The 19,074-nt window shown below is 54.6% G+C and carries 16 protein-coding genes; 11 read left to right on the top strand and 5 right to left on the bottom strand.

What is annotated here, in order from left to right; genetic code table 11:
- Positions 1 to 103: 103 nt before the first annotated feature.
- The 6 genes from ribF to rihC all read left to right on the top strand — a co-directional run bounded on the left by ribF (position 104) and on the right by rihC (position 6,835).
- Complete coding sequence (ribF, locus tag ABLU87_RS17380; protein WP_122117530.1) at positions 104 to 1,048, top strand: bifunctional riboflavin kinase/FAD synthetase; 945 nt, start codon at positions 104 to 106, stop codon at positions 1,046 to 1,048.
- Positions 1,049 to 1,086: 38 nt separating this feature from the next.
- Positions 1,087 to 3,903, top strand: a complete 2,817-nt coding sequence (gene ileS / locus ABLU87_RS17385) for an isoleucine--tRNA ligase (protein WP_122117533.1) — start codon at positions 1,087 to 1,089, stop codon at positions 3,901 to 3,903.
- The gene (gene lspA / locus ABLU87_RS17390; protein WP_004098485.1) at positions 3,903 to 4,403 is read left to right on the top strand and encodes a signal peptidase II; all 501 of its coding nucleotides are present in this window, start codon (positions 3,903 to 3,905) and stop codon (positions 4,401 to 4,403) included. Before ileS ends, lspA begins: the two co-directional genes overlap by 1 nt.
- Before the next feature lie 50 nt (positions 4,404 to 4,453).
- Complete coding sequence (fkpB, locus tag ABLU87_RS17395; RefSeq protein ID WP_049084032.1) at positions 4,454 to 4,903, top strand: FKBP-type peptidyl-prolyl cis-trans isomerase; 450 nt, start codon at positions 4,454 to 4,456, stop codon at positions 4,901 to 4,903.
- A 1-nt stretch (position 4,904) separates the two neighbouring features.
- Positions 4,905 to 5,855: a 4-hydroxy-3-methylbut-2-enyl diphosphate reductase gene (ispH, locus tag ABLU87_RS17400; protein ID WP_014227866.1), complete on the top strand. Its 951-nt coding sequence runs from the start codon at positions 4,905 to 4,907 to the stop codon at positions 5,853 to 5,855.
- Positions 5,856 to 5,920: 65 nt separating this feature from the next.
- Complete coding sequence (gene rihC, locus ABLU87_RS17405; RefSeq protein ID WP_025108499.1) at positions 5,921 to 6,835, top strand: ribonucleoside hydrolase RihC; 915 nt, start codon at positions 5,921 to 5,923, stop codon at positions 6,833 to 6,835.
- A 28-nt stretch (positions 6,836 to 6,863) separates the two neighbouring features.
- Here rihC and ABLU87_RS17410 read toward each other — a convergent pair whose 3' ends face one another.
- Complete coding sequence (locus ABLU87_RS17410; protein WP_196942201.1) at positions 6,864 to 7,802, bottom strand: LysR family transcriptional regulator; 939 nt, start codon at positions 7,800 to 7,802, stop codon at positions 6,864 to 6,866.
- A 280-nt stretch (positions 7,803 to 8,082) separates the two neighbouring features.
- On the opposite strand from ABLU87_RS17410, the gene ABLU87_RS17415 reads away from it, so the two are divergent.
- The 4 genes from ABLU87_RS17415 to ABLU87_RS17430 all read left to right on the top strand — a co-directional run bounded on the left by ABLU87_RS17415 (position 8,083) and on the right by ABLU87_RS17430 (position 14,406).
- The gene (locus ABLU87_RS17415) at positions 8,083 to 9,138 is read left to right on the top strand and encodes a 4-oxalomesaconate tautomerase (RefSeq protein WP_049084034.1); all 1,056 of its coding nucleotides are present in this window, start codon (positions 8,083 to 8,085) and stop codon (positions 9,136 to 9,138) included.
- A 108-nt stretch (positions 9,139 to 9,246) separates the two neighbouring features.
- Complete coding sequence (locus ABLU87_RS17420) at positions 9,247 to 10,680, top strand: anion permease (protein WP_004098491.1); 1,434 nt, start codon at positions 9,247 to 9,249, stop codon at positions 10,678 to 10,680.
- Positions 10,681 to 10,788: 108 nt separating this feature from the next.
- Positions 10,789 to 12,048 carry an SLC13 family permease gene (locus ABLU87_RS17425; protein ID WP_032747884.1) on the top strand — a complete coding sequence of 420 codons (1,260 nt, stop codon included), beginning with the start codon at positions 10,789 to 10,791 and terminating at the stop codon, positions 12,046 to 12,048.
- Positions 12,049 to 12,117: 69 nt separating this feature from the next.
- Positions 12,118 to 14,406 (top strand): hydratase, encoded by a 2,289-nt coding sequence (locus ABLU87_RS17430; RefSeq protein ID WP_122117531.1) that lies wholly within the window; start codon positions 12,118 to 12,120, stop codon positions 14,404 to 14,406.
- Positions 14,407 to 14,472: 66 nt separating this feature from the next.
- On the opposite strand, the gene ABLU87_RS17435 is transcribed toward ABLU87_RS17430, so the two are convergent.
- The gene (locus ABLU87_RS17435) at positions 14,473 to 15,417 is read right to left on the bottom strand and encodes a LysR family transcriptional regulator (protein WP_122117532.1); all 945 of its coding nucleotides are present in this window, start codon (positions 15,415 to 15,417) and stop codon (positions 14,473 to 14,475) included.
- Positions 15,418 to 15,509: 92 nt separating this feature from the next.
- On the opposite strand from ABLU87_RS17435, the gene ABLU87_RS17440 reads away from it, so the two are divergent.
- A complete protein-coding gene (locus ABLU87_RS17440) occupies positions 15,510 to 16,139 on the top strand; it encodes a hypothetical protein (RefSeq protein ID WP_014227875.1) in 630 nt (209 codons plus the stop codon).
- 44 nt (positions 16,140 to 16,183) lie between these two features.
- Here the strand turns inward: ABLU87_RS17440 and ABLU87_RS17445 are convergent, their stop codons facing one another.
- The 3 genes from ABLU87_RS17445 to ABLU87_RS17455 form a co-directional block, all read right to left on the bottom strand.
- On the bottom strand, positions 16,184 to 16,882 hold the full coding sequence (locus ABLU87_RS17445; protein ID WP_004098499.1) for a response regulator: 699 nt from the start codon (positions 16,880 to 16,882) through the stop codon (positions 16,184 to 16,186).
- Complete coding sequence (locus tag ABLU87_RS17450) at positions 16,875 to 18,503, bottom strand: sensor histidine kinase (RefSeq protein ID WP_014227876.1); 1,629 nt, start codon at positions 18,501 to 18,503, stop codon at positions 16,875 to 16,877. The genes ABLU87_RS17445 and ABLU87_RS17450 overlap by 8 nt, the downstream gene beginning before the upstream one ends.
- 230 nt (positions 18,504 to 18,733) lie before the next feature.
- Positions 18,734 to 19,074, bottom strand: a 341-nt coding sequence (locus ABLU87_RS17455; RefSeq protein ID WP_154918367.1) for a sodium ion-translocating decarboxylase subunit beta, incomplete at its 5' end; no start/stop codon positions are given.

Consider the following 19,074-nt stretch of genomic DNA (forward strand, 5'->3'; position numbering starts at 1 on the left):
TGAATGAATTCCCGGGATCTTTCGGTGAAGAGGTGCAATCGCTGGTTAACGTCGCCAGTTGTACAAGGTATACTCGGACGATTTTCACTGTTTTGAGCCAGACATGAAGCTGATACGCGGCATACATAATCTCAGTCAGGCCCCGCACGGGTGTGTGCTGACCATTGGAAATTTTGACGGCGTGCATCGCGGGCACCAGGCATTATTGCAGCGTTTGCGCGCAGAAGGTCGCCAGCGTGGCTTACCGGTGGTGGTGATGATTTTTGAACCACAGCCGCTTGAGCTTTTTGCCGCCGATAAAGCGCCCGCGCGTTTAACGCGCCTGCGTGAGAAGCTGAATTATCTGGCCGAAAGCGGCGTCGATTACGTACTGTGCGTGCGCTTCGATCGGCGCTTTGCGGCATTGACCGCCCAGGACTTTATCAGCGAACTGCTGGTGCGCCAGCTGGGCGTCCAGTTCCTCGCCGTTGGCGATGATTTCCGCTTTGGCGCAGGTCGCCAGGGGGATTTCTTGTTACTGCAAAAAGCCGGCGTGGAGTTCGGCTTTGACGTCACCAGTACCCAAACCTTCTGTGAAGGCGGCGTGCGCATCAGCAGCACGGCGGTACGTCAGGCGCTGGCGGACGACGATCTGCCCCTCGCGGAGACGCTGCTGGGGCATCCGTTTACCATCTCCGGTCGCGTCGTGCACGGCGATGAGCTTGGGCGCACAATAGGCTTCCCGACGGCGAATTTACCGCTGCGCCGTCAGGTTTCCCCGGTAAAAGGGGTCTATGCGGTAGAAGTGACAGGGCTTGGCGACAAACCTTTTATGGGCGTCGCCAACATTGGTACTCGTCCAACGGTCTCCGGCGTGCGTCAGCAGCTGGAAGTTCATCTCCTGGATGTTGTAATGGACCTCTACGGTCGCCATATAGATGTAATACTGCGTAAAAAAATACGTAACGAGCAGCGATTTGCGTCGCTTGATGAGCTGAAAACGCAAATCGCACGTGATGAGTTAACGGCCCGCGACTTCTTTGGGCTAACCGGCCAGGCACAACCCTGACGGTGTTTATCAAACCGAAATACGGAACCGAGAATCTGATGAGTGACTATAAATCGACCCTGAATTTGCCGGAAACAGGGTTCCCGATGCGCGGCGACCTCGCCAAGCGTGAACCGGGAATGCTGGCGCGTTGGACCGATGATGACCTGTACGGCATCATTCGTGCAGCCAAAAAAGGCAAAAAAACCTTCATTCTGCATGATGGCCCTCCTTATGCGAATGGCAGCATTCATATTGGTCACTCGGTTAACAAGATTCTGAAAGACATTATCGTTAAGTCCAAAGGGCTGGCGGGCTATGACTCTCCGTACGTACCGGGCTGGGACTGCCACGGTCTGCCGATCGAGCTGAAAGTGGAGCAGGAGTACGGCAAGCCGGGTGAGAAATTCACCGCCGCCGAGTTCCGCGCTAAGTGCCGCGAATACGCCGCCACCCAGGTTGACGGACAGCGTAAAGACTTTATCCGTCTGGGCGTGCTGGGCGACTGGTCGCACCCGTACCTGACCATGGACTTCAAAACCGAAGCCAACATCATCCGCGCGCTGGGTAAAATCATCGGCAACGGCCATCTTCACAAAGGCGCTAAGCCGGTGCACTGGTGCGTAGACTGCCGCTCCGCGCTGGCGGAAGCGGAAGTCGAGTATTACGACAAAACCTCTCCGTCCATCGACGTGGCGTTCCACGCGGCCGATAAAGCGGCGGTGCTGGCGAAATTTGGCGTGGCCGACGTCAACGGCCCGGTTTCTCTGGTTATCTGGACCACCACCCCGTGGACCCTGCCGGCGAACCGCGCCATCTCGCTCTCCCCGGAGTTTGACTATGCGCTGGTGCAGGTTGACGGTCAGGCGCTGATCCTGGCAAAAGACCTGGTCGACAGCGTGATGAAGCGCGCCGGCATTGCTGATTACACCATCCTGGCGGTGGTGAACGGCGCCGAGCTGGAGCTGCTGCGCTTTAAGCATCCGTTCCTCGATTTTGACGTCCCGGCGATCCTGGGCGATCACGTCACGCTGGACGCGGGTACCGGTGCGGTGCATACCGCGCCAGGCCACGGTCCGGATGACTATGTCATCGGTCAAAAATATGGCCTGGAAGTGGCGAACCCGGTTGGCCCGGACGGCGCCTATCTGCCGGGAACCTATCCAACGCTGGACGGCGTAAACGTCTTTAAAGCCAACGATGTTGTCGTTGCGCTGCTGTCAGAAAAAGGCGCGCTGCTGCACGTTGAAAAAATGCAGCACAGCTACCCGTGCTGCTGGCGTCACAAAACGCCGATCATCTTCCGCGCCACGCCGCAGTGGTTCGTGAGCATGGATCAAAAAGGTCTGCGCAAACAGTCGCTTTCCGAAATCAAAGGCGTGCAGTGGATCCCGGACTGGGGCCAGGCGCGTATCGAATCGATGGTCGCCAACCGTCCTGACTGGTGTATCTCCCGTCAGCGCACCTGGGGCGTACCGATGTCGCTGTTCGTGCATAAAGAGACGCAAGAGCTGCATCCGCGCACGCTGGAACTGATGGAAGAAGTGGCGAAACGCGTAGAAGTCGACGGCATCCAGGCGTGGTGGGATCTCGATTCCCGCGACATCCTCGGTGCCGACGCGGATAGCTACGAGAAGGTGCCGGATACGCTGGACGTCTGGTTTGACTCCGGGTCGACCCACTCTTCCGTCGTTGACGTGCGTCCGGAGTTCGCCGGTCACGCCGCCGATATGTATCTGGAAGGCTCCGACCAGCACCGCGGCTGGTTTATGTCATCCCTGATGATCTCTACCGCGATGAAGGGCAAAGCGCCTTACCGCCAGGTACTGACCCACGGCTTTACCGTTGATGGCCAGGGCCGCAAGATGTCCAAGTCTATCGGCAATACCGTTTCTCCGCAGGACGTGATGAACAAGCTGGGCGCGGATATTCTGCGCCTGTGGGTGGCTTCCACCGACTACACCGGCGAAATGGCGGTCTCTGACGAGATCCTCAAACGCGCCGCTGACAGCTATCGTCGTATCCGTAACACCGCGCGCTTCCTGCTGGCGAACCTCAACGGTTTCGATCCGGCAAAAGATATGGTGAAACCGGAAGAGATGGTCGTGCTGGACCGCTGGGCAGTAGGCTGCGCGCAAGCGGCGCAGGACGATATCGTCAAAGCCTACGAATCCTACGACTTCCACGAAGTGGTGCAGCGCCTGATGCGCTTCTGCTCCATCGAAATGGGCTCGTTCTGGCTCGATATCATTAAAGATCGCCAGTACACCACCAAGGCTGACAGCATCGCGCGTCGTAGCTGCCAGACCGCGCTGTACCATATTGCCGAGGCGCTGGTGCGCTGGATGGCGCCGATCATGTCCTTCACCGCTGACGAAATCTGGGGTTACCTGCCGGGCGACCGCGAGAAATACGTCTTTACCGGCGAATGGTATACCGGCCTGTTTGGCCTGGACGCTGACGAAGCGATGAACGACGGCTTCTGGGACGCGCTGCTGAAGGTGCGTGGTGAAGTCAACAAGGTTATCGAACAGGCTCGTACGGACAAGCAGGTGGGTGGCTCTCTGGAAGCGGCGGTGACGCTGTACGCCGATGCCGATCTCGCGGCGAAGCTGAACGCGCTGGGCGATGAATTGCGATTTGTCCTGTTGACCTCAGGGGCGAACGTTGCCGATTATGCGCAGGCTCCGGCCGACGCCTGGCAGAGTGAACTGCTCAAAGGCCTGAAAGTCGTGCTGAGTAAAGCCGAAGGTGACAAGTGCCCGCGCTGCTGGCATTACACCACGGATATCGGCAAGGTGGCGGAACACGCGGATATCTGCGGACGCTGTGTCAGCAACATCGCCGGTGACGGCGAAAAACGTAAGTTTGCCTGATGAGTAAACCGATTTGTTCAACGGGGCTACGCTGGCTGTGGGTCGTCGTAGCCGTGCTGATTATCGATTTAGGCAGTAAATTCCTGATCCTCCAGAACTTCGCTCTGGGGGATACGGTATCGCTGTTCCCATCGCTTAATCTGCACTATGCGCGCAACTATGGCGCGGCTTTTAGCTTCCTCGCCGACAGCGGCGGCTGGCAGCGCTGGTTCTTCGCCGGTATCGCTATCGGTATCTGCGTGATCCTTGCGGTGCTGATGTATCGTTCTAAGGCGACGCAAAAGCTGAATAATATTGCCTACGCCCTGATTATTGGCGGCGCGCTGGGGAATTTATTCGACAGGCTGTGGCATGGTTTTGTCGTCGATATGATCGATTTCTACGTTGGGAACTGGCACTTCGCCACCTTCAACCTCGCCGATACCGCTATCTGCATCGGCGCGGCGCTGATTGTGCTGGAAGGCTTCTTACCGAACGCGGCTGCGAAGAAACAGGCGTAACAAACTCGCCCGGCGGCGGCGCCGCCGGGCAAAACAAGTGAGCAACCTGCATGTCTAAATCAGTACAGAGCAACAGTGCGGTGCTGGTGCACTTCACCTTAAAGCTCGACGATGGCTCCACCGCAGAGTCAACCCGCAATAACGGTAAACCCGCGCTCTTTCGCCTGGGCGATACCTCGCTTTCTGAAGGTCTTGAACAGCATCTGCTGGGGCTGAAAGAAGGGGATAAAACCACCTTTTCGCTGGAGCCGGACGCTGCGTTTGGCGTACCGAGCCCGGACCTGATTCAATATTTCTCGCGCCGGGAGTTTATCGACGCGGGCGAGCCGGAAGCCGGCGCGATAATGCTCTTTACCGCAATGGATGGCAGCGAAATGCCCGGCGTGATCCGCGAAGTGAACGGCGATTCGATCACCGTTGATTTCAATCATCCGCTGGCCGGGCGTACCGTTCATTTTGATGTTGAAGTGCTGGAGATCGATCCGGCGCTGGAGGGGTAAAATGCAGATTCTGTTGGCTAACCCGCGCGGCTTCTGCGCAGGCGTTGACCGCGCTATCAGCATTGTTGAAAACGCGCTGACGCTATACGGCGCGCCGATCTACGTGCGTCATGAAGTCGTGCACAACCGCTATGTTGTCGACAGCCTGCGTCAACGCGGCGCTATTTTTATCGAGCAGATTAGCGAAGTGCCGGACGGCGCCATCCTGATTTTCTCCGCCCACGGCGTCTCTCAGGCCGTTCGCAACGAGGCGAAAAGCCGCGATTTGACGGTTTTTGACGCCACCTGCCCGCTGGTGACTAAAGTGCATATGGAAGTCGCCCGCGCCAGCCGCCGCGGCGAAGAGTCCATTCTGATTGGCCACGCCGGTCACCCGGAAGTTGAAGGCACCATGGGGCAGTACAGCAACCCGCAGGGGGGGATGTACCTGGTGGAATCGCCGGACGATGTCTGGACGCTGGACGTGAAAAACGACGCTAAGCTGTCGTTTATGACCCAGACGACGCTCTCCGTCGACGATACCTCCGACGTGATTGACGCTCTGCGCGAGCGCTTCCCGAAAATCGTCGGGCCGCGTAAAGATGATATCTGCTACGCCACGACTAACCGTCAGGAAGCCGTCCGCGCGCTGGCCGGGCAGGCCGACGTGGTGCTGGTGGTGGGGTCGAAGAACTCCTCTAACTCTAACCGCCTTGCCGAGCTGGCGCAGCGGATGGGGAAAGCGGCCTATCTGATTGACGACGCGACCGATATCCAGGAAGCCTGGGTCAAAGAAGCGGATTGCGTCGGCGTGACCGCGGGCGCATCGGCGCCGGATATCCTGGTACAGAACGTGATTTCGCGTTTGCAGGAGCTGGGCGGCGGCGAAGCGGTGCCGCTGGAAGGCCGCGAAGAGAACATCGTTTTCGAGGTGCCGAAAGAGCTGCGCGTAGATGTCCGTGAAGTAGAGTAAGTTCTTTTCCGCCGCAGTATGAGAAGATGCCAGACTTAACGTCTGGCATTTTTTATGGAGAAACGATGCGCTTACCTATCATTCTGGATACCGATCCCGGCATTGATGACGCCGCGGCGATTGCCGCTGCGCTGTTCGCCCCCGAGCTTGATCTGCAGCTGATGACCACGGTTGCGGGCAACGTGTCGGTGGAGAAAACGACCCGCAACGCCCTTCAGCTTCTGCATTTCTGGAACGCCGATGTTCCCCTGGCCCAGGGCGCGTCGATGCCGCTGGTTCGCCCTCTGCGCGACGCCGCCTCGGTGCACGGCGAGTCCGGTATGGAAGGCTACGATTTCGTTGAACATCACCGCCAGCCGCTGGCGAAACCGGCGTTTCAGGCGATCCGCGACGCGCTGATGCACGCCCCGGAGCCGATGACGCTGGTGGCGATTGGCCCGTTAACCAACATCGCGCTTCTGCTGACCCAGTACCCGGAATGCCGCTTTAACATTCGTCGCCTGGTGATCATGGGCGGCTCCGCCGGGCGCGGCAACTTTACGCCGAATGCGGAATTTAACATCGCCATCGACCCGGAAGCGGCGGCTAAAGTGTTCAACAGCGGGCTGGATATCGTCATGTGCGGGCTGGACGTCACCAATCAGGCGATGCTGGCGCCGGATTACCTCGCCACTCTGCCAACGTTGAATCAGACCGGGAAAATGCTGCACGCGCTGTTTAGCCACTACCGTAGCGGCAGCATGAGCAGCGGGCTGCGTATGCACGACCTGTGCGCGATTGCGTGGTTGGTTCGCCCGCAGCTCTTTACCCTTGAACCGTGCTTTGTGGCGGTAGAAACCCAGGGCACATGGACCTCAGGCACCACGGTGGTTGATATCGAGGGCAGGCTGGGCCAGCCGGCAAATGCTCGGGTGGCGCTGGGGCTGGACGTCGAAGGATTTCAGCGCTGGGCGGCCGAGGTGATTGCCCTGGCGCCTTAACCGGGGGACGAAGCGGCCGGCGAGGCGCTCAGGTATTGTGAGTGGCATCAACGACGTTGCGCCATAGCGCGCCCGCTTCATCCGTCCACATAAGCAGTAAGAGCGAAGCTAATCGTTCTGCCGCCGCGGAGAGAGGTCTGTTCTTTACGCGGATCATACCAAGCGTCCGCCGGATAACCGGCTCCACGAGCGGAACGCTCACGACGGTGCTATTGCCGCTATGGGGCATTGCCAGACAGGGAAGCGCCGAGACGCCCAGTCCGGCTTCGACAAGGCCGAGCGAGGTCGACAAATGCCTGACTTCATAAAACCAATCCAGTCGCCAGGGCTTATCCGCCAGGCATTTCTCTATTAACTGTCGGTTGCCGCTTGATTTCCTGACGCCGATTAAGGTCTGGCTCACCAGTTCCCGCCATTCGACTAATTTTCGACACGCCAGAGGGTGATCTTGCCGACAGGCCAGAACAAAAGGTTCATTCACCAGGGGGATAAAATCGATGTCTGGATATGTGATGAAGTTCATGTTTATTCCAAAATCAACTTCGCCTTTTCGTACCGAGTTCATGCACGTTTCTATACCTTGTTCATAAATTCGTACTTTGATGTTGGGGTAGTTTTTATTAAATTGCACGATAGCGCGCGGTAAAAAGTAAAATACGGCGGTCGGAATGCAAGATAGCGTAACGGTATCATGTAATTGAGACGTTGAATCGTTGAGGTTAAATATTGCCGCATCAAGACTGGAAATCAACGCTTTGGCCTTGGGGAGCAGTATTTTTCCGGCCTGGGTAAGCGAAAGTTTTCGCGTGGTTCGTTCGAACAGCGCAATATTCAGATGACTCTCTATTTTTTTTATCTTTTTGGTGAGTGCCGGCTGCGAGAGGCTGAGCTGCTCGGCGGCTTTGCTAAATGAGCCAAGCTCTGCCACCGTGACGAAAGCTTTCATACCGGATAGTTCACTTTTCATTATTGCTCCGTAGGGTTTAATAAGCGTTGTTCTAAGTAGACGACAAGTCATTATTAAGCAGACATGCTTTTTTATTAATACTTAGCAGGAATAACTCTTATGGCAAAATTTTATCAACCAGCGAAATTCTTGCAAGTAGAATGCATTGGTAAAATACCTGGCGTGATTTATCTGGCCGTTAATTAAGTAAATAAAAACCTTAAAGAACATAAAACCAATTAAATTCACGCGGCGTTTTATTCAATTCTTCTATTTATTTCTGGCGGATAAGGAACATGCTATGAAGAGCATTCCCTGTGTATTAATGCGTGGAGGGACATCAAAAGGTGCCTTTCTATTAGCAGATGATTTACCCAAGGATATTCAGAAACGTGATGAGTGCTTGTTAACCATAATGGGATCCGGTCACGAGCTGGAGATTGACGGTATTGGCGGAGGGAGCCCGCAAACCAGTAAAGTGGCCATTATTAGCCAATCCCTTAGCGACAAAGCGGATATCGATTATCTGTTTGTTCAGGTCATCGTCAATGAACGGCGGGTGGATACGACGCCAAACTGCGGCAATATGCTGTGCGCGGTTGGCGGCTTTGCCATTGAACATGGGTTGGTTAAGGCGCTGTCGCCTGTTACGCGAGTGCGTATAAGAAATGTGAACACCAATACCTTTGTTGACGCTGACGTTCAAACACCAGATGGAAAGGTTATTTATGAAGGCAATACGCAAATCGATGGCGTTCCAGGCCATGCCGCGCCGGTTGCGCTGACTTTTCTGAATGCCGCGGGCGCAAAATCCGGCCAGCTTTTCCCAACGGGCAATCGTATGGAAGTTTTTGATAATGTGCGAGTGACCTGTATTGATATGGCGATGCCTATGGTGGTGATCCCGGCCCAGAGTCTGGGAAAAACCGGATATGAATCTGCCAGCGAATTAGATCGGGATACAGCCTTACTCAAATCGCTGGAATCTATTCGCCGTCAGGCCGGGAAGGCGATGGGGTTTGGGGATGTGAGCAATATGGTTATCCCTAAACCGGTTCTGATTTCTCCGGGGCTAAGCGGCGGAACGATAAATGTACGTTATTTTATGCCGCATAACTGTCATAAATCGCTGGCGATTACCGGCGCTATCGGTCTGGCAAGCGCATGTGTTATTCCAGGCACTATTGCGAATGAACTGACGAAGCTATCGGGCGATGGCGTTATTACGGTCGAACACCCCAGCGGGGGGATCGACGTCGATTTAAGTCATACTGCTGAGCGCCCGGAGGATATTCGGGCATCGGTTATACGTACCGCGCGGAAAATCCTTTCAGGAACGGTTTACATCCCCGAATAAATATCCACCCTCCGATTATCTATCAATCCACCGTAGAAGAGGAGAGGGGAGGCATGTGAATACGTTCAACAAGCATCCTCAAATATTGAGTGCAGGTAAGGAATGGAAATGCAAAATAATAAATTATGGAAGCTGCTTGTTATTATAGCAATACCGTTACTCATCAGTTTATGCCCGGCGCCGGAAGGATTATCAACACTTGCCTGGGTATTATCCGGTATCTATCTGGCAGCGATTGTAGGTTTAGTAATTAAACCGTTTTCTGAACCCGTGGTATTGCTGATCGCCGTTGCGGCATCAATGGTGATTGTGGGCAATTTGGGTGACGGTTCGATAAAAGCCGCCAGCGTATTAAGCGGATACTCATCAGGTACCACCTGGTTAGTCTTTTCTGCATTTACCCTGAGCGCGGCATTTGTGATTACCGGATTGGGTAAAAGAATTGCTTATATTCTTATCGGCAAGATTGGCAGCACGACGTTGGGCCTTGGCTATGTTACCGCTTTTCTTGACCTGATTCTGGCGCCCGCCACGCCGTCGAATACGGCCCGCGCTGGCGGCATCGTCTTACCCATAATCAATAGCGTCGCCGTCGCCTTAGGGTCAGAGCCGGAGCGGAGCGCGAAGCGCGTGGGCCATTACCTCATGCTGAACATCTATATGGTCACTAAAACGACCAGCTACATGTTCTTCACCGCCATGGCCGGGAATATCCTCGCGCTGAAAATGATCGAAGATATTTGCCACATAAAATTGAGCTGGGGAGGTTGGGCGCTGGCCGCAGGACTACCTGGCATTATTATGTTGCTGCTGACGCCGCTGATTACCTACAAGCTGTATCCGCCAGAATTAAAGCGGGTTGATAATAAAAAGATTGCTCAGACAGGCATAGACGCTTTGGGGCCCATGACGGTGCGGGAAAAGATGCTCTCTTGCCTTTTTGTTCTTGCGCTCGGCGGTTGGGTATTCAGCAGCGCCCTGGGGGTCAATGAGTCTACCGTTGCGATCTGCGTAATGGCGCTGATGCTGGTATTGAAAATCGTCACCTGGGATGACGTGATTAAGAATAAAGGAGGATGGAATACGCTCATCTGGTACGGGGGGATTATTGGTTTAAGCTCATTGCTCTCTAAGGTTGGATTTTTCGTATGGCTAGCAGAGGCGCTTAAAAATAATATTTCCTTTGATGGCCACGGCAATGTCGCTTTTATTGTGATTGTCGCACTGAGCATATTGGTTCGTTATTTCTTCGCGTCAGGGAGTGCTTATATTGTCGCGATGGTACCGGTCTTTGCCATGCTGGCGAATGTTTCTGGCGCACCGATAATGCTCACCGCGCTCGCGCTATTATTCAGCAACTCTTATGGTGGCATGGTAACCCACTACGGCGGTGCGGCAGGGCCAGTTATTTTTGGCGTTGGCTATAATGATATCAAATCATGGTGGATTATTGGTGGGATATTAGCATTGCTGACTTTTATTCTGCAAATCACCCTCGGGGTATGGTGGTGGGAGATGTTAATCGCCTGGGGAGTAATTTAAATAATCTTTAAGGAGATGAAGGTTTGCCCGGGCATCCTCTGATGCCCGGGGGGAAGTCCTCTTATTAAGAAAACATAGCCTTTTAGCAAGGTGAGGTGCGATATATTTATGTCTCCAGTTACGATTACGTTGTCGTTATTGGTTTTTTCTATTGTCATGTTTGTTTGGGAAAAAATACCTTTAGCGGTAACGGCCATGATTGTTTGTATTACTCTGGTGGTGACCGGGGTTTTTGATGTCAAAACGGCTTTTGCCGGTTTTATTAATCAAAATGTGATTTTGTTTGTGGCTATGTTTGTGGTTGGCGGCGCCTTATTCGAAACCGGGGTGACGGATAAAATTGGTAGTATGGTTACACGCTACGCCAGGACAGAAAAGCAGCTGATAGTCGTCATTATGCTGGTCTGCGGAACGCTTTCCGGGCTGCTATCCAATACCGGCACGGCGGCGGTCCTCATTCCTGTGGTGATTGGCGCAGCGATGAAATCAGGATATGCCCGGTCGCGCTTGCTTATGCCGCTGGCCTTTGCCTCGGCGCTGGGGGGAAATTTATCGCTGATCGGCTCACCCGGCAATCTGATCGCGCAGTCGGCGCTGGAGCAGGTTGGTCAACGCTTCGGGTTTTTTGAATATGCTAAGTTAGGCATTCCGATGCTGGCCTGCGGCATACTCTATTTTGTGACGATCGGCTATCGCATATTGCCAAAAACGAATGCGGCCCAGCCTCAAAGTGTTAATAATATTAAAGCGCAGGCATGCCCGAAATATAAGCAGGTGATTGCGCTATCGGTATTAATCCTGACCGTACTGGGCATGATTTTTGAAAAACAGCTGGGTTTGCCGATTGCGATCGTCGGTTCAATTGGCGCATTGTCGTTGATTGTGACCCGGGTCATTACGGAAAAACAGGCTTACCAGGCTATCGACTCGCAGACGATTTTCCTCTTCGGCGGCACTCTGGCATTAGCAAAAGCGCTGGAAACCACCGGCGCTGGCGCCATTATGGCGCGCTCAATTATCGCGTTATTAGGCCAGCAGGCGTCGCCTTTCTTACTTCTGAGCGCCGTATTGATAATCTCCTGCGCGTTAACCAATTTCATGTCGAATACGGCAACCGCCGCTTTATTAATGCCGATTGGCCTGTCTATTGCTCATTCTATGGGCGCCGATCCCCGGGCGGTGTTAATGGCGATTGTTATCGGCTGTTCATGTGCTTACGCAACGCCGGTGGGCACCCCGGCTAATATGATGATTTTTTCCGCGGGTGGCTACAAATTTGTCGATTACGTTAAGGTTGGATTGCCGCTTATTTTGATATCGGTCATTGTCAGCTTTATTTTGCTGCCTGTTTTCTTCCCATTTTATTAATCGCGGTCAGCCATTTTTACCGAATGGCTAATGTCAGGCGTGTTTTTTCAACATCTAAGGATATATGTGATGATTAAATTGTATGACTACGGAGTCTATATATCACATCAGCACGGTATTATTGCTGCTGATAAGGGGTCAGTCGCGTTAGATAAGCATGAGGCGCGCAAGGGAACGATCTCGTGGTCGATCCTCTCCGCCCATAATACTTCAGGGAATGAACAGCAGTTAAAAATTAAATTTGATTCAATGGCCTCCCACGATATTACTTTTGTGGGCATCATCCAGACTGCTAAGGCCTCGGGAATGGAACGTTTTCCATTACCCTATGTTCTGACGAATTGCCATAATTCGCTTTGCGCTGTCGGCGGCACTATCAACAGCGACGATCATATATTTGGTTTGTCCTCAGCGCAAAAATATGGCGGTATTTATGTCCCGCCCCATATCTCAGTTATTCATCAATATATGCGCGAGATGATGGCCGGCGGTGGGAAAATGATCCTGGGCTCAGACAGCCATACGCGCTATGGCGCTTTAGGGACCATGGCGGTTGGCGAGGGGGGCGGCGAGTTGGTTAAGCAACTGCTCGGAGAGACCTGGGATATTGATTATCCTGAGATTGTCGCCGTGTATTTGACAGGAAAACCCTCGCCCGGCGTTGGCCCTCAGGATATTGCCCTGGCGATAATTGGCGCAGTGTTCGAACGCGGTTATGTGAAAAATAAAGTTATGGAGTTTGTGGGGCCTGGGGTGGCGACAATGTCTACCGACTTCAGGAATAGCGTAGATGTGATGACCACGGAGACCACCTGTTTATCGTCCATCTGGCAAACGGATGAAGAGACAAAAAACTACCTGCGTATTCACGGCAGGGAACAGGACTATTGTCCGCTCTCAGCAAAAGAGATGGCCTACTATGATGGCTGCATAGAAGTGAATTTAAGCACTATCAAGCCGATGATCGCCTTGCCTTTTCACCCTGCCAACGTATATGAAATTGATACGCTTAATGAGAATTTGCAGGATATTTTGCACGAGGTTGAGATTGCGGCGGATAACATTTCCCAGGGACGCGCCAGGCTCTCTCTGCTGGATAAAGTCGAACATGGGAAGCTGCGGATTCAGCAGGGGATCATCGCCGGCTGCGCTGGCGGAAATTATGTTAACGTGGTCGAAGCGGCTCATGCCTTGAAAAATCACGCCTGCGGCGATAGCGCTTTCTCTCTCGCGATATACCCCTCTTCCCAGCCGGTGTTGATGGACCTGACTAAAAAGGGCATGACCACCGCGTTATTGAGCGCCGGCGCAATTATGCGTACCGCATTTTGCGGCCCCTGCTTCGGTGCGGGCGACACGCCCATGCATAATGGACTGAGCATTCGCCACACGACGCGTAATTTTCCCAACCGGGAAGGGTCCAAACCCGGGAATGGGCAAATGTCGGCCGTTGCGCTGATGGATGCCCGCTCCATAGCGGCGACGGCTGCCAATGGTGGCGTGCTGACATCGGCTTCCGCGCTCGATTGCTGGGAAGACATTCCGCAGTATGAATTTGATGCTTCACCTTATCGGAGCCGTGTTTATCAAGGGTTTATTAAAGGAGCGTCCCGGCAATCGCTGATCTACGGCCCCAATATAAAAGACTGGCCGGAGATGAGTGAGCTGACGGACAATATTTTGTTAAACGTGACCTCAAAAATCATGGATCCGGTGACCACCACCGATGAACTGATTCCATCAGGCGAAACCTCATCATTTCGCTCCAATCCGTTAGGGCTGGCTGAGTTTACCCTTTCGCGACGCGACCCGGGCTATGTCGGCCGTAGTAAGAAGATTGCGGCGCTGGAAAAATTACGGATCGAGGGGGACGATCCTTGTCGCCTGGATCCGCAGCTTGAGGCGGTTTTTTCCCGGATCCGCCAACTGCCGGGGCAGGAAAATGTCACGCTTGAGCAGACGGAGATTGGCAGCATGGTTTATGCGGTCAAACCCGGCGATGGTTCCGCACGAGAGCAAGCCGCCAGCTGCCAGAGAGTCCTTGGTGGCCTGGCAAATATTGCCCAGCAGTATGCCACGAAGCGCTATCGTTCGAACGTGATTAACTGGGGAATGCTGCCATTGCAGATGAAGGCGCTGCCGGAGTTTGAGGTCGGCGACTTCATCTATATCCCGGGGATCAGGTCAGCCCTGGAAACCGATCTGCGTCAGATTACCGCGTTCGTGATCGGCCACGATCGCCCCATTAAAGAGATCTCTCTTTACATGGAGGGGCTCACCTCAGCAGAGCGGGAGATAATTAAGGCGGGAAGCCTGATTAATTATAATAAATTACGCTTAACAACCCACCATCAGTAAACGATATTGATCATCAAGATGAATCAACGGGGGTGATATCGCATCCCCGTTTTTATTCATAGCCGCTTATTCCGTGGTTTTCGATCGCTGCGCTAAAGCTGGGCTGCCTGAAGCCGGCTTCATCTTCTCGCTAAGATAATCAATCATCGCCCGCATTCTGGCGGGCATATGCTTATTGCCCGACCACAGTAGCCAGAGCTGGCCGGAATAGAGGCTGATAAACTCCCACTCCGGTAAAACCTGCACAATCTCGCCGCGCGCCAGCGCCTCACGGGCGGTAAACAGCGGCAGGCTGCCGATGCCCAGATTCTGCTTCACGGCATCAAGGCGCACGGCCGTATGGTTGGCGGCGTAGCGGCCGTGGGTCTGGATCGTTTCCGTTTTCTCCCCGCGGCGGAACTTCCAGCGCGAATCGGCGGGCGTCTCGCCAAGGCTGATACAGCTATGTTCGCGCAGATCCTGCGGCGTTTGCGGCGTTCCATAGTGCTCCAGATAGCCGGGCGTCGCGCAGATGACGTGGCTGATGGTCATCAAAGGCTTACCGTGCAGCCCCGGCGAGGGGGTAGGGGTGATACGCAGCGCTAGATCGATGCCGTCATCAATAAAATCGAGAACCCGATCCTCAAGCCGCAGACAGACGTCGATCTTCGGGTAGCGGTTAAAAAATTCCAGCATCAGCGGGTGAATGGCAAACCGTCCCACGGCTTTCGGCACGCTGAGCGTGAGCTTGCCCTGCGCCACCGCCTGGGTACTGCTGGCGGAGTCCATGGCCATACGCGCCGATTCCAGCATCTCCAGCGCATGTTCATACACCATTTTCCCGGCATCGCTGAGGCGCAGCTTGCGCGTGGTGCGGTGCAGCAGCTTGCAGCCCATCTCCTGCTCCAGGCGCGAGACGCTGCGGCTGATCGCCGAAGGCGTTGCGCCTGCCTGGCGTGCGACGGCGGAGAAGCTGCCCTGTTCCACAATCTGTACGAACAGGGCGAGGTCGGGCAGTAGGCTCAGATTCATTTGTGCTTCCGGAGCAAAATTGCGTTGATGTCAGGCGGGATTATCGCCGCCAGCAATATCAATATACTGTCCTGACAGAGAGGAGGACAACCATGACTGAACGCCTTTATTACACCAGCGACGCCGAGGAATGCCTTGCGCAAGTCGTCAACTGCCTGAGCGAAGCCGACGGCCGCTATGCCATTGAGCTGGATCGCACGCTGTTTCACCCGCAGGGCGGCGGGCAGCCGGCGGATCGCGGCTGGATTGCCGGCCTCGCCGTCGAGGGCGTGGTTAGCCGCGGCGATAGCGTGGCGCATATCGTTTCACAGCCGCTGCCGGCCGGCGAGGTCACGATCCGCATCGATCCAGAGAGCCGGCGGCTGCATGCGCGTCTGCACTCCGCCGGGCACGCGCTTGCCCAGGCCGGGGAGCTGTCGGGCTGGCAGCCGATCAAAGGACATCACTGGCCGGGAGAAAGCCGTATTATTTTTGCCCCAGGCGCGCATGGCGGGCTGCCCGAGGCCAGCGCGCTGCTGGAAAAAGTTGAGGCCTGGCAGGCAGACAATTTACCGCGTCAGCTTACTTTTGCCGATGGCCTGCGCAAGGTCGGGTTCGGCGACATGCAGAGCTATCCCTGCGGTGGGACGCACGTGGCCAGCCTGTCCGAACTGGGTAAAGTCGTCATTTCCCAGGTGAAGATGAAAAAAGGGCAAATTATTGTCAGCTACACGGTGGAATAAGCGAGTGAAAGGAGATGCACAATCAACAGGGCATCTCCTGGTGCTTAAATATGCGCAGGATGTTTACCGTGATAAATCCGCTCCGGTCTGCCGACTTTGCCATAGCTGATTTCAGCCTCAAGGAAATCGTTTTTAACGCCCTGCTCAAGGTAGCGGCGAGCGGTGGTTTTACTACTGCCGAGAATACGGGCCAGGGTGTCTGCGGTATGGACCGTTTCCGGATCGGCAAAGAGCTGTAATACCCGATTAAAGGTGCTCTCATCAATACCCCGCAGCGGAGAGCCTGCGGCTTCCGCGTGCTCTTTTGCCTGGATATTGAACAGGGCGTCAACATGGGTCTGGCTTGCCTGCTCGCTTGAGCGAAGAGAGCTGCGATAGCGGGCAAAACGCTCAAGCGTATGCTGCAGGCGCTGATAGTGAACGGGTTTAATCAGGTAATCAAAAACGCCCATCCGCAGGGCTTCGCTGATGGTATCCATATGGTTGTCGGCGGTGATGAAAATGATGCGCCCTTTATAATGAGTATTGACGGCGTGGCGGATCAAATCGAGTCCTTTGCCATCGGGTAAGAAGTTATCCAGCAGGGTGAGCTGGGGCTGATAGAGGCGAAGCATCTTTTTTGCGCTTTCCAGTTTATCCGCAATGCCAATGACTTCGAACTGGGGAAATTGCTTGATGGTATCCACCAGAATTTCCGCCAGCATAGGTTCGTCTTCAACGATGAGAGTGGTGATGCTATCCATGGTGTTCATCTCGGGTCAGGGGGATATAAAGGGTAAAAATAGTGCCAAAAGGGATGTTGTCATCGACGACGATATTGCCGCCCGCCTGCTCAACGTAGCTGCGAACCAGCCAGAGTCCGATGCCGTGATCGCCGCTGTCGCTGCTGGTCACGCCGCGCTCAAAAATACGATCGCGCAGCGATTCCTCAATCCCGCAGCCCTGGTCGGCGATCTCGACGATCGCTTCGCCGCCCTCGCTGTTGATCAGGCATTCGATCTGCTTTGAACCTGCCGGCTGACGTAGGGCGGCGTTGTAGGCGTTATCCAGCAAATTGCCGACGATCGAGATCCATTCATTATGCGACAGCGAAGAGGGGAGGGTTTCAACGTGACAGGCGGGATCGAAGACCAGCTCTAATCCGAGCTCTTTGGCGCGGTAATATTTGCCGATCAGCAGCCCGGCAAGGTGGTTCACTTTAAAATTGCGGGCAATAAAATCGAGCACTTTCTGGTGGCTCTCAGACTGCTGCTGAATAAGATCCAGCGCGTTATCGTAGCGTTTTAAAAACAGCAGCCCGGCAATGGTGGAGATCAGATTGCGATGCTCGTGCTGTACGGCGCGCAGGTTATCCGCATACTGCTGGACCTGGCTGAGCTGCAGGCTCAGAGTGTTGATATCGTCTTTACTGCGAAAGCTAATGACCCAGCCCTGGGGCTCGTTATTAAGCGTGACGGCCATACGGCTGGCGATCACTTTAATCTGATTAAAAGTGACGATTTCGTCTTTTTTATTTGTCTGCGGCGCGTCATAGAAGAATGCCTCCTGAGAGATCACGCTGCTGATGCTTTTGCCAATCAGAATGGTTTCCGGCTGGCTCAGGTTTAATAGCCTCCTTGCGGTTTGATTGATGGCGGTAATTCGGTAGTGGGAGTCAATAGCTATCAGCCCCTCAAAGACCGATTCAAACAGGACGCTCTGCTGGATAAGCAGCTGTGAGAGCTGCTGTGGTTCCATATTCAGCATCTGTTTTTTGATATGCAGCGAGAAGCGCCGGGCGCAGTAGAGCAGCAGAAGCAGCATGATCGCCATCGGGATCATCAGCGATCCGATTTGCAGACTCAGCCAGTTTTCTAACTGTTCGATGGTGTAGCCCACCGATACAATACCGATCACCTTCCCGGTGCTGTCCTGGATCGGCGACTTGCCGCGTAATGACGAACCGAGCGATCCTTTACGCACCGACACGTAGCTTTTGGCGTTATACAGCGCCTCGTCGCTGTCTCCGCCTTCCATCGATTTACCGATTTCCTCTGGATTCACGTGATACAGGCGCCGGCCTTTCGCGTCACCGACGGTGATATAGGTGGCGTCGGAAAACGATCGCATCGGGTCGATAAGTTCTTTAATGCGCGGTAAATCGTGCTTTTCTACCGCGTCAACCAGTTCGGGCATGGCGGAGATCTGCATGGCCTGAATCAGCGCGCGCTGTCCCACCTGGTAATGCAGGCGTTCCTCCGTAATGCTGGTGAGATACCATGACATGGCCAGCATCACGATTGTCGAGGTAAACAGGATCAACAGGAAGATGCGGTTCTGAAACGAACGTCGGGCAAACCAGTGCGTGATTTTTCGGGCAAACATTGGGCGAATTGACATCAAAAGGTCATTTTCTCTTTTTTAGGGGCCGACGGCGCTGAATCGGCCCACAGATTTACTGATTTCAGAACTCATCCAGTAGGAATACGACGTTTTACGTACCACCCGATCGGGCTTCTGCGCCGTAGCCTGGGGTATTTCCCGGAGGCGGCGCGCGGCGCCCGTCCGGGCGGGTAGCCCGGCTAAGCGCAGCGCGAGCCGGGAACAACGCGTTTTTACATCGCCAGCACGTACTTGAGCATCACCCCGGCGGCAATCGCCGAGCCAATCACCCCCGCCACGTTCGGACCCATCGCGTGCATCAGCAGGAAGTTCTGCGCGTCCGACTCCAGACCCACCTTGTTCGACACCCTGGCCGCCATCGGCACCGCCGACACCCCGGCCGAGCCAATCAGCGGGTTGATTTTGTTCCGGCTGCACAGGTTCAGCAGCTTCGCCATCAGCACCCCCGCCGCCGTCCCCACGCAGAACGCAATCACCCCCAGCACCAGTATCCCCAGCGTCTGCGGCTGCAGGAACTTGTCCGCCACCAGCTTGGCCCCCACCGACAGCCCGA

It is taken from the genome of Klebsiella sp. CB_Kp196, assembly GCF_040061575.1.
Classification (GTDB): Bacteria; Pseudomonadota; Gammaproteobacteria; order Enterobacterales; family Enterobacteriaceae; genus Klebsiella; species Klebsiella michiganensis.

Excerpts from the sequence above, each read along its gene's own strand:
- ribF (WP_122117530.1), top strand. The coding sequence starts at position 104 with ATGAAGCTGATACGCGGCATACATAATCTCAGTCAGGCCCCGCACGGG.
- ileS (WP_122117533.1), top strand. The coding sequence starts at position 1,087 with ATGAGTGACTATAAATCGACCCTGAATTTGCCGGAAACAGGGTTCCCG.
- lspA (WP_004098485.1), top strand. The coding sequence starts at position 3,903 with ATGAGTAAACCGATTTGTTCAACGGGGCTACGCTGGCTGTGGGTCGTC.
- fkpB (WP_049084032.1), top strand. The coding sequence starts at position 4,454 with ATGTCTAAATCAGTACAGAGCAACAGTGCGGTGCTGGTGCACTTCACC.
- ispH (WP_014227866.1), top strand. The coding sequence starts at position 4,905 with ATGCAGATTCTGTTGGCTAACCCGCGCGGCTTCTGCGCAGGCGTTGAC.
- rihC (WP_025108499.1), top strand. The coding sequence starts at position 5,921 with ATGCGCTTACCTATCATTCTGGATACCGATCCCGGCATTGATGACGCC.
- ABLU87_RS17410 (WP_196942201.1), bottom strand. The coding sequence starts at position 7,802 with ATGAAAAGTGAACTATCCGGTATGAAAGCTTTCGTCACGGTGGCAGAG.
- ABLU87_RS17415 (WP_049084034.1), top strand. The coding sequence starts at position 8,083 with ATGAAGAGCATTCCCTGTGTATTAATGCGTGGAGGGACATCAAAAGGT.
- ABLU87_RS17420 (WP_004098491.1), top strand. The coding sequence starts at position 9,247 with ATGCAAAATAATAAATTATGGAAGCTGCTTGTTATTATAGCAATACCG.
- ABLU87_RS17425 (WP_032747884.1), top strand. The coding sequence starts at position 10,789 with ATGTCTCCAGTTACGATTACGTTGTCGTTATTGGTTTTTTCTATTGTC.
- ABLU87_RS17430 (WP_122117531.1), top strand. The coding sequence starts at position 12,118 with ATGATTAAATTGTATGACTACGGAGTCTATATATCACATCAGCACGGT.
- ABLU87_RS17435 (WP_122117532.1), bottom strand. The coding sequence starts at position 15,417 with ATGAATCTGAGCCTACTGCCCGACCTCGCCCTGTTCGTACAGATTGTG.
- ABLU87_RS17440 (WP_014227875.1), top strand. The coding sequence starts at position 15,510 with ATGACTGAACGCCTTTATTACACCAGCGACGCCGAGGAATGCCTTGCG.
- ABLU87_RS17445 (WP_004098499.1), bottom strand. The coding sequence starts at position 16,882 with ATGGATAGCATCACCACTCTCATCGTTGAAGACGAACCTATGCTGGCG.
- ABLU87_RS17450 (WP_014227876.1), bottom strand. The coding sequence starts at position 18,503 with ATGTTTGCCCGAAAAATCACGCACTGGTTTGCCCGACGTTCGTTTCAG.